Below are 16,378 nucleotides of genomic sequence, written 5' to 3'. Positions count from 1 at the left end.
GCCAGGATTAGCGATTCGGGCGGCTGGGAACTATGACATTGACTTGTGAGCAGTATCACATCGAACAATAATGGCGGTCATGCAGGCGCATGTAGGTGATCACATTCGCGTCCACAGCAATGCTGTGGGAATGCCCGAACGCACCGGCGAAATCATCGAGGCGCGCGGCACCGACGGCGCCCCGCCCTACCTCGTCCGGTTCGAGGACGGGCACGAAAGTCTGGTCTTTCCCGGGCCGGACTGGGAGGTCCTTCACCACCGGTAGCTGTGCGGACGAGGATCGTCAAGCCCCCTTTCCCAACCGGGGGCAGTCCCTTTTCGGGCAAGTGACCATGTGCCCGGCAATCGTCCGGCCATCGGCGGCACACCCCGACGTCGAGCACGCTGCCGACGCGCCCCGGCAGCGCGACCGCAAACCCGGCACGCCCGACCGAACCAAATCAGACTGGTCGGTCTCTGTAACTCCGGGAACAGACCACACGGTTGACGACCGCGTGTGACGGCGGAGACAATCGGCCGAAGCAGTGGAGGGCAAGACATGCGCACGAAGACCGATCACCGATTCATCATCGATGTCGAACCCGATCAGGTTCAGGAAGCATTGCTGGCCGTCGAGCGGATCCCCGAATGGTCGCCCGCGCACCGTGACGTGCGCGTCGCGACCCGCGACGAGTTCGACCGTCCCCGCCGCGTCTACGCCACGGTGACGACCCTCAACAACTCCGACCGTCAGGTCCTGGAATACACCTGCACCCCGGAACGCATCTCCTGGGAAGTGGTGGAGAGCGCCGCCGGTGGCGGCGGCAAGGGCTGGTTCGACATCGAGGAGACCGACGAGGGCACCGAGGTCTGGTACCACTCCGAGATCCATCTGCCCATCCCCGTCCCCGGTCTCCTACTCAAGCGCACGCTCTCGCGGGCCAACGACGAGGCCGTGCACAACCTCATCGAGTACATCGAGAAATTTCCCTTCGGCGAGAACTACGAGGTCGGCTGACCGAGAGGCTCGCCGTCGCGGGCGCTGACGCCGGCTTCCTGCCACGATGTGCGAATGACCGGTGTCAGACGCACACGCATTCAAGCGGTTACCGAGGACGCCTCGGTAACCCAGCTGGAACTCTTCTTCGACCTCGTCCTGGTCTTCGCCTTCACCCAGGTGACCGATCTGGCCGCGCACGACGTCACCGCCCTCAACATGCTGCGGGCCGTGCTGGTGCTGGCGGTGATGTGGTGGGTGTGGATCGCCTATGCCTGGCTGGGCAATGTGGTGAAGGCCGACGAGGGGGTGGCCCGGGTGGCGATGTTCGCGGCCATGGGCGCGGGACTCATCGTGGCCGAGGTGATTCCCGAGGCGTTCCACGACATGCCGGGCGGCTGGTACGGACCCCTCGTGTTCGCCATCGGTTACCTCGTGATCCGGCTGGTCCATCTGGCGATGTTCTGGCTGGCCAGTACCGAGGACCGGCAGTTGCGCGGGCAGGTGGGCCGCTGGGCCGGCGGCTCGATCACCATCGGCACCGCGCTGCTGATCGTGGCGGCCGTCGAACACGGCACCGTGCAGATCGTGCTGTGGATCGCGGCCATCGCCGGCGATATGGTCTGGACCTTCTTCGCCGGCAACGACTGGCGCGTGAATTCGGCCTCGCACTTCGCCGAGCGGCACGGCCTGATCGTGATCGTCGCGCTGGGCGAATCGATCGTCTCCATCGGCGTCGGCGTGGCCGGACTCCCGATCTCGTGGCCGATCACCGCGGGATCGCTGCTGGCACTGGCTGTTTCGGGCCTGCTGTGGTGGGCCTACTTCGACGTCGCGGCGACCGTCGTGGAACGCGCGATGACCGAGGCCTCGGGCCCGCGCCGGATCCAGATCGCGCGCAATTGCTACACCTTCTGGCATTTCCCGATGGTGGCCGGCATCGTCGCCATGTCGCTCGGATTGAAGAAGACGCTCAACTATCTCGGTGGGGCGGCCGGGCATACGCTGCACGATCGGCTGCAGGGCATTCCACTGTTCGCACTGTACGGCGGCGTGGTGCTGTACCTGCTGGCGCTGGTGGGTTTCCGGCACTACGCGACCCGGGTGGTGCTGTGGCCGCGCCTGGTCACCGCGGCCGTGCTGATCGCGCTGGTGCCGCTGGCCGGGCAGCTGCCGGCGATGGCCGCACTCGGACTGCTGTGCGCGGTGCTGACAGTGCTGATCGTCTGGGAGACAGTGCGTTACGCGCAACCGCGCGACGCGGTCCGGCACGCCCACTGAACCGGGTGCCGACTACCGCGATCCGAGATTCGGCGAAACACGCTGCTGCGGTTTGTGATCCACCGTTTCCGGCACGTGCCCGCCGTCGCGCACCGCGTCCCGCATCTGATTGATGTTCTCGCGCAGCACATCTCCGACCAGTTCGTCGGTGCGCGGGTCGGCCAGCACCTGGAAGACGATCCGGAAGCTGGCGTCGGCGATGCCGCGGATGATCTCCTCGTGGAAGGGCAGGTAGCGCACCCGCCCGACCGCCGGATCGTTCTTGATCAGTTCCAGGATCATGGCGTCGAGTTCGTCGCGGTTCTCCTCCAGCGCGGCGGCGATATTGCGGGTGTACCGGCCGCGGCGCAGCACATCGGCCACCTCCTCCAGCACGGCCATGGTGACCGGGCGCCGGACCGCGTCGACGATCACGGCGATCGAGCGGTTCACGACCGCGGCGGTGACCCGGTCACCGAAGGCCCGGTCGGCGACGCGCGCCAGCCGGACCAGGATCACGACGATGCGCAGCAATCGGAATCCCCGGAAGAACGGGCTGGTCACCGGGATCATGCCCAGGACCTCGTACCAGTAGACGAACGGGTAGGTCCACGACCAGTCCGCCCGCCGCCAGCGCCACAGGAATTCGAGGGCGAACACCGCACAGATCGACGAGTCGACCACCACGATCACGTGATATGTGTGCTGCGGCACGGTGAAGAAGGTGATCCAGGTGACCAGACCCACCGAGACCACCGCGAGAGCCAGCATCAGCAGATCGGTCCACAGCGCCGGCGGCTTGCGCGGATACTGCTCGGGCAACGGTCCAGCCGGGTACTGCGCCACAACGGTCCCTTCCACATCGAACGGGTACCCGCCGAGAGTAGCGGCCCCGACGGCGCCGGGAAGCCGCCACGAGTGCCCGTGCGGCGCGAATCAGTGCCCGGCGCGGATGATCGCCTCGACGTTGCGTTCGGCCAGTGCGGTGATGGTCAGCGACGGATTGGCCGCGCCGGTGCTGCCCGGAATCGCCGCACCGTCGACCACGTACAGCCCCGGATAGCCGTTCACCCGGCCGTAGTTGTCGGTGGCCAGGCCCAGCACCGCACCGCCGAGGGGATGTGCGGTGAACGGGGCATTGGCGTCGTAGCCGAGCGCCTGGTAGTCGAACAGAGCCCCCGACCGTTCGGCGATGCGCTGGTCGACCGCGCGGCAGGCGGCCACGATCCGGTCCTGGGCCGCACGCGGCCAGCTCAGTGCGGCGGCGTTGCGCGCGGCGTCGTAGGTGATGCGAGCGCGGGTCGGATCGATCACCAACCCGAGCGAGGCCAATGCGCCGGTCTCCAGCGGAATTCCGGGGATGTACCAGCTTTCCAGTGTCAGCGGCATACCGGATTCGTCGAAGATCCGGCTGGCACTCGGCACGCCTTGGCCCAGGCCCGAGAGCCGGCTCTCACCGCGGGCCAGCGCGACGTCGCCGTTGGTGCCCCAGCCGTCGCCGACATGTTCGTCGAGGTTGGGCAGTGCGCCGGTGGCGCGGGCGCGAACCAGCAGCTCGGTGGTGCCGATGGATCCGGCGCCGAGGAACAGCTTGTCGCAGGTGAGCGTCCGGGTGCTCAGCACCGTGCCGGTCGGGTCGAGCTTGGTGACCTGCAGGACGTAGCGGTCACCGTCGCGGCCGATGCTGTCCACCCGATGCCCCGCGAACACCGACGAGCGGCCGGTGGCATGGGCGTACTTCAGGTAGTTCTGGTTGAGGTCGAATTTCGCGCCGTTCGAATTACCGAGATTGCTGCGGGCCGCGGTGGCCGAGGCGCGCGTGGCACCGGCCAGTTCGGCACGCACCGTATCCCATTTGAAGATGGACTCGTTGGGCTGCGGCTCGTATCCGGCCGCGCGCACCTGCTCGTCCCACATTCGGGAATGGGTGAACGGGGAAGAATTGTAGATGTCGGCGGGCATGACCGACAGGTTGAGCATCTGCCGCACACGCGGATAGTAGGTGCGCTCCAACTCGGTGTAATCGACTGTGCCACCGAAGATCTCGTCGAAATGCCGGCGCTGCGGGGCGATCATGCACCCGGAGAAGACCACCGACCCGCCGCCCACGGCCGCCGCGCGCCACACATCGATGCCGTCGAATTCGGTGATATCCAGGACGCCGCCGAAATCGGCGAAACGCATGGCGACCTTGGTGACGCCGGTGAAGCTGGTGCGATGCCAGAAGCCGCGGCCGTCGGGCAGATCGTCACCGGTGAAGATCTCCCGCCACGGATCGTTCGGCCAGCGCGACCCGCGCTCCAGCACCGTGTTGGCGATACCCGCCTCGGCCAGCCGCAACGCCGCGACCGCGGCGCCGAATCCGGATCCGATCACGATGGCTTCGGTATGCGCCGGAGGATCCGGCTGCGGGACGAAGATCTCGGAAACCCAGTTGCGGAACATCCCGTTCCACGCCGGATCGGCGGTGGCTGTTCCGGTCTCGCGCAACGCGCCCGTGGCACCCAGCAAAACCGCAGCACCGGCCGCCTGTAAAAAGGCACGTCTCCGCACCGGCCACCTCCCTCATCACGCATGGCCGCGCGCGAGATTACCGCCGAACTTCCTATCTCTCAACAGGATCGGCGCCGACGACCGCGCTGTTACATGCGCGATCGCTATATCACGTAGTAGAGGGTCTCAGGCGCGCAGACGTTCGCGACGCAGCCGGTCGACCTCGGGCAGGTCGAGCGGTTCCAGTTCGCGACCGCCGAGGGCCCGCGTGAGCAGGTGGTCGGCCAGTTCGGGGTTGCGGGCAAGTGCCGGGCCGTGCATGTAGGTGCCGATCACCGAGCCCTGCACCACTCCCTCGAGGCCGTCGCCCACACCGTTGCCGACGCCCTTGGTGACCCGGCCCAGTCCGGTCGCGTCCGCGCCGAGAGACGTTCCGCCCCGGTGATTTTCGAATCCGGTGAGCGGCTGGGTCAGGCCGGCGAGCAACGGTGTGGTGGCGACCTCGCCGATGGACCGGACCCGCTGCGGAGCGGTGGTCACGTCGAACAGGCCGACACCGTCCACGCGCTCGCCCGCGGAGGTTTCGTACCAGTTGCCCAGCACCTGGATCGCGGCGCAGATGGCAAGTACCGGAACACCTTTCGCGGCCGCACGCTGCAGGCCGGGATAGCGCTGCAGATGCCGGGTCGCCAACCGCTGCGCGGAGTCCTCCGCGCCGCCGAGGGTGTAGATGTCCAGCGTCTCCGGCACCGGGTCGTTCAGCGTGATCTCTACGATCTCCGCATCGATGCCGCGCATGCGCAGCCGCTGGCGCAAGACCAGCGCGTTGCCGCCGTCACCGTAGGTCCCCATCACATCGGGCAGCACCAGCCCGATCCGTACCGTCGATTCAGCCATCAGTGCTGTCTCCTCTCGGGCATTCGCGGCTCGCTCCGTGGTTACGCAGGCTGCCGCCTCCGCTCGCGTCGCTCATGCCCGGGTGTCCAGATCGCGATTCAGATCCCGGAAGGCGGTGTAGTTGGCGAGCACCTCGACCCGTCCGGGCGGACAGGATGCGATGGCACGCAACGGATTCGGCACGGTGGTGTGCTCGACGCCGGCGTAGGTCAGCCGCACGCCCAGGTCGGTGGCGCGCTCGCCCGCCGCGACCACCTGGGTGCCCTCGAAGTGCTCGAAGCGCACATCCCACAGCCAGGACAGATCCTCGCCGTCGGGCACCTGGCCGTTGACCGCGATCACCAGACCCGTCGCCTCGGGGTCGATCATGGACAGCGCCTCCTGCCAGCCGGCCGGATTCTTGGCCAGCAGCAGGCGTGCGGAGTGCTCGCCGACCTGCACGGTGCGGTAGCGGCCGGCGATCTCGCGAACGGTTCCGGCGGCTTGCGCCGCGGTGTCGGCATGTCCGCCCAGCGCGACCGCCGCGGCCACCGCCTGCGCGGCGTTGCCGCGATTGGCGCGGCCCGGAAGGGCAAGGTGCAAAGGCAATTTCAGCCCGTCGGGCCCGCACAGATACTCCGCGTCGACCCACCACTGCGGTTCCGGCCGCCGGAAGTCGGCACCGGTGCTGCGCCAATCGGTGCCCTCCCAGACGATCGGCTCGCCGCTGCGCGGACAGCTGGTGGCGTCGACCGCCCAGCCACTGCCCGCCGACACCCAGACCACATTGGGGTGGTCGTAGGCGATCGAGGTGATCAGCACGTCGTCACAGTTGGCGATCAGCACGGTGTCGGGATGCCGGGCCATGCCCTCGCGCAGTTTGCGCTCGATCATGTTGATCTCGCCGACCCGGTCGAGCTGATCGCGGCTCAGATTCAGCAGCACCACCGCGGCGGGGTTCAGCGCATCGGCCACGTGCGGCAGATGCAGTTCGTCGACCTCGATGGCGGCCAGCGGCGCGGTGCGGTCGACGCTGAGCGCGGCGACGATTCCGGCATCCATATTGGCACCGTCGGCCTGGGTGACGACGCGGCCCAGTTCGGCCAGCGCGGCCGCGGTCATCCGGGTCGTCGTCGACTTGCCGTTGGTGCCGGTGACCAGCACCGTCCGCCGGTTGCGGCCCAGCTGGGTCATGATGTCGGGGGCGATCTGCAGGGCGATCAGCCCGCCGATCATCGACCCCTTACCGCGTCCGGCCTTCTGCGAGGCCCACGACGCCGCTGCCGCCGCCCGCAGCGCCAGCCGTCCGCGCACCGAGATGTCTGCCACCACGCGAGTGTATTGGTGGCGAGACACCCGCGCGCGAGCGGCCGATGTGATCTGCGACCGACAGGCAGGAGCCGGTCAGTAGAGCATGCGCCGGTAATTCTCCGGCGAGTAGTAGTCCCGCAGTTCCGCCAGCGATTCGGTGGTGTTGCGCTGGACTTCCTTCACCAGCACCGCATGGCTGGGCAGCGGGTCCTCCGGCCAGCGTTCGGGCCGCCACAGCTCGCTGCGCAGCAGCGCCTTGGCGCAGTGGTAGAAGATCTGCTCGATCGCCACCTCGACGGCGAGGATCGGCCGGTGGCCCTTGACGACCATCTCGTCGAAGTAGGGCGCGTCGCGCAGCAGCCGTGCCCGGCCGTTGACCCGCAGCGTCTCGTTGCGTCCGGGAATCAGGAAGAGCACGCCGACGTGCGGGTTGGACAGGATGTTGAAGTATCCGTCGCCGCGGCGATTGCCCGGCCGCTCGGGGATGGCCAGGGTGCGGTCGTCGATCACGTGCACGAATCCGGCCGGATCGCCCTTGGGCGAGGCATCGCAACGCCCCTCGGCATCGCTGGTGGCGAGGACGGCGAACGGCGCGGTCGCGATCCACTCCCGATCGCGCGGATGCAGGCGCGTCCGTTCCTTCGTCGCGGCGCGCGGCGCCGGCTCACCGAGCAGTTCCCGAAGTTCGGCGGCGCTGGTGATCTCGCTCATCACCCCATTGAACGCGCGAGATCGGCCGCCCGCCACCTACATCGGGACGTCGAACATGTTCGGCCGGCCCGCGGCATAGCGCGCGCGGTCGGCCTGGCGCAGCGGCTCCAGCTGCGGCGCCCGATACAGCTCGAACAGCCGGCAGCGGGCGGCATTCGAACCGGCGACGTCAAGCAGCGCGTTCACCGCGGTGCGAGCCGCCTCGCAGGCGCCTTCCATCGTCGCGAGATCGATGTTCGTGCGTACGTAATCGCCTGCGAGGAAGAGATTTTCCAGGGCACCGTGCGCATTCGGGCGCGCCGCCCACGAACCGGCGGTGTTGATCAGCAGCGGGTCGGCGTTGGCGTTGCGGTTCTGCGCGGCGTCCCAGCTCACGCCGGTATCCAGGAACCACGACACCAGGTCCGAATCCTGCAGTGCGGCAGGGCCTTCCAGATGCTTCTGCAACTGCGCCCAGACCTCGCGGGCGATTTCGTCGTGGGTGCATTCGATCGCCGGCTTGCCGTACAGGATGCCGGGTGTATTCCAGTCCGAGATGTCGACCGACAGGCAGTCCCGAACCGAACCGTCACCTGATTCGGAAAGCTTTGTGCGCGACCAGAACTGGCTCTGTGCGATGGAGGTGAGCGACCACGGCGAGTCGACGTAGGCGGTATGGCCGCGGGCGATCTGGGTGGGGCGGCGCAGATAGAACTGCATTCCGCTCATCCAGTTCACGACCAGGCCGTCCATGGCCGCCAATTCCGGCTGCACGGCCAGAATGTCCGGCGTCCACAGTCCACGGGCGACCTCGACCGGTACCGCGAGCACGAAGTAGTCGGCGTCGACCGCCCGATCGCCACCGCTGCCGCCGGCCACCCGGGCACCCGAGATGCGCCGATCGCGCACGTCGAGCCCGCGCAGTTCGGCGGTTTCGAACCGCACCCCCAGGCCGCGCAGATGGGCCACCCACGGGTCGATCCAGGCCTCGTTGGTCGGCCCGTTCAGCAGCCGGTCCAGCGGTCCGTCGTTACCGGTCTCCAGCGGATTGCCGAGGAACTGCTCCCCCATGGAACCGATGGTCCGGGTACTGGCGTGATCATCTTTCGCCGCGACCAGCAATGTGGTGAGGGTGCGCGACATCAGCATGCGGAATTCCTGCGAGCGGCCGCGAGCGCCCACGAAATCGCGCCAGGCGAGTTTCTCCCACTCGCCGAAACGGCGATCGTCGCAACTGGTGTTGAAAACCAGCAACCGATTGGCGAAATACGCCGCATCGGTCATCGGCATCCTCATCGAGGTGGAGATCACCGAGGCGACCGTCTGGCGGAAATCGTCCGGAGTGGCCCACGGCTTTCCGGCGCGGCCCATCGGCAGGATCGTGTCGTCGGCGCCGGCGCGGGAGAAACGCGCCTCGGCGGCCGGGACCAGATTGTCCCAGACACCGTTGGCATTGCCCGCGAACGGAATTCGCCGCATGGTGTCGGGAATGTGGTGATAGAAACCGGGGAAGAAACGGAAACCGTGTTCGCCCGGCAGATCGGGCCGGCCGTCGCGGCCACTGCCCGCCACCGGAATGCTGCGCGCCTTACCGCCCAGCGCCCGGCGTTCGTACACCGTGACGTCGAATCCGCGTTCGGCCAATTCGTGCGCCGCGGTCAGTCCGGCGACGCCACCGCCGAAAATCGCGACCCGCCGACCGGGATCGGCATTCGCACGAATCGGGCGCACCATGGCGCCCGCGGTTATCACACCCGCGCCGGCCACCCCGCGAAGTACCGTCCTTCGCGAGACGGCCCCGTATTTTTCTGCCATCTATCGGGACCTCCACACCGCGGGTAACTGTATGCGGTGCGGCCGGGCCCCGTATCGATTGGGGTGACAATTCGCGCCGGGCACCAATTCGGTGGGAAGAATCCCCGGAATCGGCGCCCGGTGCGAATCAGTAGCCGTGCGGACCCGGATAGTGGCCCTGCGGGCCCGGGTACTGGGTCTGCGGCCCCGGGAAGGGTGGCTGCGGGACGTGGTATCCGAAATCGTCGGCGACCATGGCCGCCAATTCCAGCAGCGCCCGCCGGGTGGGCTTGCTGACCAGTTCCAGGTCGATCTCCGCGCCCTCGGCGAGATGATCGTCGAACGGCACCACCTGCACCGCGCGGGTGCGGTCGAGGAACAGTTTGCGCAACTGGTCCAGGTCCACGGTCGAGGCGCCGCGGCGGGAGGCATTGACCACCACCACGGTCCGCTCCACCAGCTTGCTGTAACCGTGGTGCTCGAGCCAGTCCAGCGTCGCCGAGGCACTGCGCGCGCCGTCGATGGCCGGGGAGGTGACCAGGATCAGCGAGCTCGCCATATCCAGTACGCCCGCCATCGCCGAATGCATCAGGCCGGTACCGCAGTCGGTGAGAATGATGTTGTAGAACTGCTGCAGAATGCCGATCGCGCGCCGGTAGTCGGCCTCGCTGAAGGCCTCCGAGACCGCCGGATCCTGTTCGCTGGCAAGCACTTCCAGTCGGCTCGGTGCCTGGGAGGTATGCGCCCGCACATCCGAGTAGCGGCTGATGTGCTGGTCCTCGAGCAGGTTGCGGACCGTCGAGCGGGTCTGGCGCGGCACCCGGTGGGCCAGGGTCCCCAGGTCGGGGTTGGCGTCGATGGCGATCACCCGGTCACCGCGCAGCGAGGCGAAGGTCGAACCCAAACCGACTGTGGTCGTGGTCTTTCCGACGCCGCCCTTGAGCGACAGGATCGCGATCCGGTAGTCGCCGCGCACCGGCTGGTTCACCCGATCCACCAGTTCGCGGTAGATCAGATCGGCCGACGATTCGCCCGGATTGATGGCGCCGCCGGTCACCTTGTGCACGGCGCGTCGCCAGCCGCTGCGCGGTGACCGCCGCGCCCGCTTGAGCAGGTTCAGGTCGTTGACCGAATTCCCCGGCTGCACGGGCTGGGTCATGTGCTGCGGCTGGAACGTCGATTGCGGCTGCTGCTGATATCCCTGCGGCAGTTGCTGTTGCGGTCCCGGACCGCCCTGCCAGCCGCCCTGCTGCTGCGGCGGTTGCTGCTGCGGCGGCATGTGCTGCGGCGGCGGAGCCGAGGGCAGCGGCGGTGGCGCCCAGCTGAAGATCTGGCCGCCGGCATCGGCGTCCGCGCCCTGCTGCTCGGGAACGGGCGGCGGTCCCTGCCGATCGTCGAAGACCCGGCGGACCATGCCGTCGGCGCCGATCTCCTGGCGGATCTCGCCGTACGGCGTTTCCTGCCGGACCTCGCCGTACCCGGACCCCGGCTCACCGGCGGCGGGCCGGAAGCCGCCCTGCTCACCGGGATTGCCCTGCGCGGCGAAACCGCCCGGGTCGCCCGGATTGCCGTGCGGCGCGAATCCGCCTGGCTCACCGGGGTTTCCGGGCGGCGGGAAACCACCCTGCTCGCCCGGAGGCGCGAAACCGTTCTGCTCACCCGGAAATCCGCCCGGGGCGAAGCCGCCCGGTTCACCGGGATTCCCGGGCGGCGGGAAACCACCCTGCTCACCGGGGAAAGCGGCCGGTGCGAAGCCCGGTTCGCCGGGGTGACCCGGAGGCGCGAAACCGCCCTGTTCTCCGGGGAATCCGTTGGGCGCGAAACCCTCCGGGCCGGGCCCGCCCGCCCACGGCGGCGGGAATCCGTTCGGATCTCCCGGCGGGGCGAACGGACCGGAATGGTCGTTCATCGGGAAGCCCGGCGGGGCGAAACCCTGATTCGGCGGATACGGATTCGCTCCCGGCGGCGCGAACGGCCCCGGTGCGAATCCCCCCTGCTCGGGCGGCGCGAAGCCGTCGGGCCCGAACTGCGGGCCGGGCGCAAACGTGGTCTGTTCGATACCGTCGGGCACCGGCGGAATGATCCCGGAGGCCGCGTGTTCGAATTCCGCGGATTCCTCGGCGGGTGCGCCGGTCGGTTCGGATTCGGACGTCACGCTCGCCGTCCCGTCGGATGCCGTTGTGTCCGCGTCGGATTCGTCCTGCGACGGCAGCGAGGTCGGATTGTCCTGTTCGGCAGCTGAATCGCCCATCCCCTGCCCCTGCAACCAAGGCGGTGAAGTGGAGTTGTCGTTAGTCGTCACGTTTCCCCCATCTGCTCGACAGAGTTCGAGCAGAGAGCTCGCGGCCAATGCGCCACAACGCTAGCACGCTGGCCGAATACGAGTCCCCCGGTGAACAGGGCCGCACCCCGTACCGGACCAGTTGCCCCAGAACACCGCCCCCCGCCTTCCCGGCGGTGGGCGGTCCCGGCTGTCGAGCAGGGTGTACGGATCAGCGCGCGCGCAGTGCGCGGTTCACCGCGGAGACGACCGCGCGCAGCGAGGCGGTCGTGATGGAGGTGGCGATACCCACGCCCCAGGTCACCTTGTCCCCGATCGCGCATTCGACATAGGCGGCGGCCTGCGCGTCGTCACCGGAGGACATCGCGTGCTCGGAGTAGTCGAGCACTCGCACGTCGTAGCCGATGGTCGCCAGCGCGTCGACGAACGAGGCCAGCGGGCCGTTGCCGGAACCGACGATCTCCTGTTCGGCCCCGTCCACCTTCACCACCGCGGTGATGGTGTCGGTGCCGGAATCGGTTTCGGCGGCGGTCATCTTCTGCCGGATGCGCTCCAGCGGCAGCACCGGGTTCAGGTACTCCTCGGCGAAGACGTCCCACATCTCCTTCGGCGTGACCTCGCCGCCCTCGCCGTCGGTGATCTTCTGAATCGCCTGCGAGAACTCGATCTGCAGCCGCCGCGGCAACACCAGTCCGTGGTCGGTCTTCATGATGTAGGCGACGCCGCCCTTGCCGGACTGCGAGTTCACCCGGATCACGGCCTCGTAGGTGCGGCCCACATCCTTGGGGTCGATCGGCAGGTACGGAACCTCCCAGACGATGTCGTCGACATCGGAATCGGAGGCGTCCGCCGTGTCCTTCATGGCGTCCAGGCCCTTGTTGATGGCGTCCTGGTGGCTGCCGGAGAAGGCGGTATAGACCAGATCGCCGCCGTAGGGGTGGCGCTCGTGCACGGGCAACTGGTTGCAGTATTCGACCGTGCGGCGGATCTCGTCGATATCGGAGAAGTCGATCTGCGGATCCACGCCCCGGGAGAACAGGTTCATCCCCAGGGTGACCAGGCAGACGTTTCCGGTCCGCTCACCGTTGCCGAACAGGCAGCCCTCGATGCGGTCGGCGCCGGCCTGATAGCCCAGTTCGGCGGCCGCGACCGCGGTGCCGCGGTCGTTGTGCGGGTGCAGCGACAGCACGATCGAATCGCGGCGGGCCAGGTTGCGGCTCATCCACTCGATGGAATCGGCGTACACGTTCGGCGTCGCCATCTCCACCGTCGCCGGCAGGTTGATGATCAGCGGCTTCTCCGGAGTCGGCGCGATGATCTCGGACACCGCGTCACACACCTCACGGGCGTACTCCAGTTCGGTGCCGGTGTAGGACTCCGGGCTGTACTCGTAGCGCCAGTTGGTGTCCGGGTAGCGCTGCTCGATCTCCAGGCACAGCTTCGCGGCGTCGGTCGCGATCTTCTTCACCGCGTCGCGGTCGGCGCGGAACACCACGCGACGCTGCAGGATCGAGGTGGAGTTGTAGAAATGGACGATCACATTGGCGGCGCCCTGGCAGGCCTCGAAAGTGCGCTCGATCAGCTCGGGACGACACTGGGTCAGCACCTGGATGCTGACGTCGTCCGGGATCGCGCCGTCCTCGATGATCTCGCGGACGAAATCGAAGTCGGTCTGGCTGGCCGACGGGAAGCCGACCTCGATCTCCTTGTAGCCCATCCGCACCAGCAGGTCGAACATGCGGCGCTTGCGGGCGGGGCTCATCGGGTCGATCAGGGCCTGATTGCCGTCGCGCAGGTCGACCGCGCACCAGCCGGGCGCCCGGTCCACGACCCGGTCCGGCCAGGTGCGGTCGAAAGGAATCGGCGCAGCGTCGACCGGGCTGCCGCCCGGGACCTCCTGGGCGAAGGGCCGGTACCGGAAGGTCGGCATCGAGGAGTTCTTCTGTTTGTTCCACGCGGGCTGATCGGCGGGCGCGGGTTTGGACGGCGCGGTGATGGTGCGCGTGCCGGATACGAAGGCGTCAGCGGGTGACATGGCGTTTCTCCGAGGTGTGGGTGGGTGTCCCAAGTATTGGGGTCGACCGGCACAGCTGAAACCCCGCGACGGGAGCCGGTCCGATTCAGACCCCGTCGCGGCGGCCGAGGAGGAGTGCCCGCTGCATGATGTCGGCCAGTTTACAGGTCGGGCCGCGGCGCGGAAAAGGAGCCTCGCCACACCGCCACGTAGCCTGGCCGGATGAGTTACGACCACGTGCTGCTCCCCGCGGGCATCGCCACCTCGCCCGATGCGGTGGAGACCTACCTGGCGGCGCAGCAGGGACGGCCGCAGACCGAGACCGTGGCGGCGATCGCGGCCGAGGTGAACCGGCGCAACGACGCCCTGCCGGAGGAAGAGGCGTTCCTCAGTGTCGCCACCGGCGGCGAGGGCACCGGCGGCGCGCTGTACGTCGCCGCCCGCTACGACGCCATCGGCCACGTGCGTAACCTCCTGTTCGAGCTCGCGACCCCGCGTGACTACGCGCTCTACGATCCGCAACTGAACTGGCTGATCGATCCGACCGATCGCGTCGACGTCACCGTCACCCACGGCGGTGCGGGTGAGTTCCCCTATCTGACCGAGCGCCTCGCGCATCAGTGGATCACCGAGCTCGGGGAACCGAATCCGTATCTGATCGTGGAGCGCGCCGACCACGTCTATATCCAGACCTATCGCGACGAGCCCGGCCTGTACACGCTGGAATACCGTGACGGCGGTCCCGATCGGCATTTCGCGGTCCGGTTGGAGGACGGCGACCAGGTGGCCGCACTCGTCTGGGACTGGACCACCGGGGACCGGAGCCGTCTCGACGCGATCGGCTGGGAGGCGGTGACGTTCTGATCGGTGACGTTCCGATCGGAGCTCACCCCGAGTTCAGAGCGTTCGCCGTCCCGACAGCGCGCGGCCCAAGGTCAGTTCGTCGGCGAATTCCAGGTCGCCGCCCATCGGCAGGCCGGAGGCGAGCCGGGTGACCGACAGGCCCGGGAAATCCCGCAGCATGCGCACCAGATAGGTGGCCGTCGCCTCGCCCTCGGTGTTGGGATCGGTGGCGATGATCACCTCGGTGACATCGACACCGTCCTCCTGATTTCCGATGCGCGCCAACAGTTCTCGAATGCGCAGCTGGTCCGGGCCGACCCCCGAGAGCGGGTCGAGCGCACCGCCGAGCACGTGGTAGCGGCCGCGGAACTCGCGGGTGCGCTCGATGGCCTGGACGTCCTTGGGCTCCTCGACGACGCAGATCATGGTCCGGTCCCGGCGCGGGTCGGCGCAGATGCGGCACAGTTCGCCGTCGGAGACGGTGCCGCAGACCGCGCAGAACCGCACACCGTCGCGCACCTTCTGCAGTGCCGACTGCAGCCGGTCGATCTCCGGCGGCTCGACCGACAGCAGATGGAAGGCGATGCGCTGCGCGCTCTTGGGACCGACTCCGGGCAGTTTGCCCAGCTCGTCGATCAGATCCTGGACCGGACCCTCATACACGGATATGTCCTATCGGGCCGCTCAGAACGGCAGGCCGGGCATGGAACCGCCGCCCATGCCACCGGCGAGCGGGCCCAATTTCTCGGCGGCCAGCTGCTGCGCGTTGGCCATCGCGTTGTTGACCGCGCCGACGATCAGATCCTGCAGCGTCTCCACGTCCTCGGGGTCGACCACCTTCGGGTCGATCTGCAGCGACTGCACCTCGCCGCTGGCCTTGATCGTCACCTTCACCAGACCGCCGCCGGCCTCACCCGCCACATCGGTCGCGGCGATTTCGGCCTGCGCGGCCATCACCGCCTGCTGCATCTGCTGCGCCTGCGCGAGCAGTGCCTGCATATCGAGCTGTCCACCAGGCTCCACGGTGATGTCCTCTCTGCGGGATGCGGATGTGCACCAGCGTAGTCACGTTCGGATCCAGCCCGGTACCGGCCCGGCCGGGCACCTTTACCATCGGAACCGGGCCGGGAGTCGGCACACGGGTCGGGCCAATCCGGTGGAGGCCGGTCATGTATCGGGACCAAGATCAACATATGTCTTCCGCACTCGCGCACACCACATCCGCACATCCGGCGCGCCGCGCCCGGCGGAGTTCGGCACTGACGACCGTCGTCGCGCTCGCCGTGCTGGGCCTCGGCTCCGCCGTCCTGGCGCCGGCCGCCTCGGCGGATACCGATTACGGCGGTGGCTGCGTTCTCTACACCGACAATCCGGCGGCGACGGTCGACGCGCTGCACAACCACTGTTCGGCCGAACAGCAGGATCAGATCTTCCGGGACGCGCCCCGCGGCGATGTGCCGACCGGGGTGACCAACGGCTGGGTGACCCGCCCGCCGGTGATGGAGGCGGTGGCGCCGCCGTTCTGGATCGGCAAGAACTTCTACACCGGACCCGACGGCGGAACCCTGACCAACCGGATCACCGCGGCCGGGGTCGAAGGTTTCCCCGCCGACGTCTATTCCGGGCCCGCGCGGTTGGACGGCCAACCGGCCTGGCTTCTGGACTACACCCCCTCGATCACGCCCCAGATCCTCGACGAGATACGCCAGGTGACCCCCGGCGTCTGGTTCGGTTACTCCTGGTGGCGAGGGTTTTTCCAGACCACGCTGTTGCTGACCTTCGCCCTCACCGAGCAGTAGGGCTTGACTCTCCCATTGCTGGAGGGTGTTCGCTTGTCCAC

At 68.1% G+C, this 16,378-nt stretch carries 15 protein-coding genes; 5 read left to right on the top strand and 10 right to left on the bottom strand.

Annotated elements, in window-relative coordinates:
- Window positions 1-70: 70 nt before the first annotated feature.
- From ACPCUW_RS06215 to ACPCUW_RS06205, 3 genes are all read left to right on the top strand, one after another.
- Complete coding sequence (locus tag ACPCUW_RS06215; RefSeq protein ID WP_423423958.1) at window positions 71-265, top strand: DUF1918 domain-containing protein; 195 nt, start codon at window positions 71-73, stop codon at window positions 263-265.
- Between the two features lie 273 nt (window positions 266-538).
- Window positions 539-997 carry an SRPBCC family protein gene (locus ACPCUW_RS06210; protein WP_030516485.1) on the top strand — a complete coding sequence of 153 codons (459 nt, stop codon included), beginning with the start codon at window positions 539-541 and terminating at the stop codon, window positions 995-997.
- Window positions 998-1,051: 54 nt separating this feature from the next.
- Complete coding sequence (locus tag ACPCUW_RS06205) at window positions 1,052-2,257, top strand: low temperature requirement protein A (protein ID WP_423423955.1); 1,206 nt, start codon at window positions 1,052-1,054, stop codon at window positions 2,255-2,257.
- A 12-nt stretch (window positions 2,258-2,269) separates the two neighbouring features.
- Here the strand turns inward: ACPCUW_RS06205 and ACPCUW_RS06200 are convergent, their stop codons facing one another.
- From ACPCUW_RS06200 to leuA, 8 genes are all read right to left on the bottom strand, one after another.
- Entirely contained in the window at window positions 2,270-3,097 is an 828-nt protein-coding gene (locus ACPCUW_RS06200) for a hypothetical protein (RefSeq protein WP_063011007.1), read from the bottom strand.
- A gap of 75 nt (window positions 3,098-3,172) precedes the next feature.
- Entirely contained in the window at window positions 3,173-4,789 is a 1,617-nt protein-coding gene (locus ACPCUW_RS06195) for a GMC oxidoreductase (RefSeq protein ID WP_423423953.1), read from the bottom strand.
- A 126-nt stretch (window positions 4,790-4,915) separates the two neighbouring features.
- Window positions 4,916-5,626: a type 1 glutamine amidotransferase gene (locus tag ACPCUW_RS06190; RefSeq protein ID WP_063011003.1), complete on the bottom strand. Its 711-nt coding sequence runs from the start codon at window positions 5,624-5,626 to the stop codon at window positions 4,916-4,918.
- A 72-nt stretch (window positions 5,627-5,698) separates the two neighbouring features.
- On the bottom strand, window positions 5,699-6,934 hold the full coding sequence (locus tag ACPCUW_RS06185) for a MurT ligase domain-containing protein (RefSeq protein WP_030516490.1): 1,236 nt from the start codon (window positions 6,932-6,934) through the stop codon (window positions 5,699-5,701).
- Between the two features lie 75 nt (window positions 6,935-7,009).
- Window positions 7,010-7,627 carry a pyridoxamine 5'-phosphate oxidase family protein gene (locus ACPCUW_RS06180; RefSeq protein ID WP_104391219.1) on the bottom strand — a complete coding sequence of 206 codons (618 nt, stop codon included), beginning with the start codon at window positions 7,625-7,627 and terminating at the stop codon, window positions 7,010-7,012.
- 36 nt (window positions 7,628-7,663) lie between these two features.
- Window positions 7,664-9,421 (bottom strand): hydroxysqualene dehydroxylase, encoded by a 1,758-nt coding sequence (locus ACPCUW_RS06175; protein WP_423423950.1) that lies wholly within the window; start codon window positions 9,419-9,421, stop codon window positions 7,664-7,666.
- A 127-nt stretch (window positions 9,422-9,548) separates the two neighbouring features.
- Complete coding sequence (locus tag ACPCUW_RS06170) at window positions 9,549-11,651, bottom strand: AAA family ATPase (protein ID WP_423423948.1); 2,103 nt, start codon at window positions 11,649-11,651, stop codon at window positions 9,549-9,551.
- A 241-nt stretch (window positions 11,652-11,892) separates the two neighbouring features.
- The gene (leuA, locus tag ACPCUW_RS06165) at window positions 11,893-13,716 is read right to left on the bottom strand and encodes a 2-isopropylmalate synthase (protein ID WP_423423946.1); all 1,824 of its coding nucleotides are present in this window, start codon (window positions 13,714-13,716) and stop codon (window positions 11,893-11,895) included.
- A 201-nt stretch (window positions 13,717-13,917) separates the two neighbouring features.
- On the opposite strand from leuA, the gene ACPCUW_RS06160 reads away from it, so the two are divergent.
- Complete coding sequence (locus ACPCUW_RS06160; RefSeq protein ID WP_423423944.1) at window positions 13,918-14,559, top strand: hypothetical protein; 642 nt, start codon at window positions 13,918-13,920, stop codon at window positions 14,557-14,559.
- A gap of 33 nt (window positions 14,560-14,592) precedes the next feature.
- On the opposite strand, the gene recR is transcribed toward ACPCUW_RS06160, so the two are convergent.
- Together recR and ACPCUW_RS06150 are read right to left on the bottom strand one after the other, a co-directional pair.
- Window positions 14,593-15,201 (bottom strand): recombination mediator RecR, encoded by a 609-nt coding sequence (gene recR, locus ACPCUW_RS06155; RefSeq protein WP_030516496.1) that lies wholly within the window; start codon window positions 15,199-15,201, stop codon window positions 14,593-14,595.
- Between the two features lie 21 nt (window positions 15,202-15,222).
- A complete protein-coding gene (locus ACPCUW_RS06150) occupies window positions 15,223-15,561 on the bottom strand; it encodes a YbaB/EbfC family nucleoid-associated protein (RefSeq protein WP_081879613.1) in 339 nt (112 codons plus the stop codon).
- Between the two features lie 170 nt (window positions 15,562-15,731).
- Between ACPCUW_RS06150 and ACPCUW_RS06145 the strand changes: the two genes are divergently transcribed.
- Window positions 15,732-16,337, top strand: a complete 606-nt coding sequence (locus ACPCUW_RS06145; RefSeq protein WP_423423941.1) for a hypothetical protein — start codon at window positions 15,732-15,734, stop codon at window positions 16,335-16,337.
- Window positions 16,338-16,378 lie beyond the last annotated feature (41 nt).

Source organism: Nocardia sp. AB354, from assembly GCF_049538315.1.
Classification (GTDB): domain Bacteria; phylum Actinomycetota; class Actinomycetes; order Mycobacteriales; family Mycobacteriaceae; genus Nocardia; species Nocardia nova.
The sequence above is the reverse complement of the archived record's forward strand: the minus strand, read 5'-3'. Positions and strand labels throughout refer to the sequence as shown.

Bases quoted from the DNA above. Each gene is read 5' to 3' on its own strand.
- ACPCUW_RS06215 (WP_423423958.1), top strand. From the start codon at position 71: ATGGCGGTCATGCAGGCGCATGTAGGTGATCACATTCGCGTCCACAGC.
- ACPCUW_RS06210 (WP_030516485.1), top strand. From the start codon at position 539: ATGCGCACGAAGACCGATCACCGATTCATCATCGATGTCGAACCCGAT.
- ACPCUW_RS06205 (WP_423423955.1), top strand. From the start codon at position 1,052: ATGACCGGTGTCAGACGCACACGCATTCAAGCGGTTACCGAGGACGCC.
- ACPCUW_RS06190 (WP_063011003.1), bottom strand. From the start codon at position 5,626: ATGGCTGAATCGACGGTACGGATCGGGCTGGTGCTGCCCGATGTGATG.
- ACPCUW_RS06180 (WP_104391219.1), bottom strand. From the start codon at position 7,627: ATGAGCGAGATCACCAGCGCCGCCGAACTTCGGGAACTGCTCGGTGAG.
- ACPCUW_RS06175 (WP_423423950.1), bottom strand. From the start codon at position 9,421: ATGGCAGAAAAATACGGGGCCGTCTCGCGAAGGACGGTACTTCGCGGG.
- ACPCUW_RS06170 (WP_423423948.1), bottom strand. From the start codon at position 11,651: ATGGGCGATTCAGCTGCCGAACAGGACAATCCGACCTCGCTGCCGTCG.
- leuA (WP_423423946.1), bottom strand. From the start codon at position 13,716: ATGTCACCCGCTGACGCCTTCGTATCCGGCACGCGCACCATCACCGCG.
- ACPCUW_RS06160 (WP_423423944.1), top strand. From the start codon at position 13,918: ATGAGTTACGACCACGTGCTGCTCCCCGCGGGCATCGCCACCTCGCCC.
- ACPCUW_RS06145 (WP_423423941.1), top strand. From the start codon at position 15,732: ATGTCTTCCGCACTCGCGCACACCACATCCGCACATCCGGCGCGCCGC.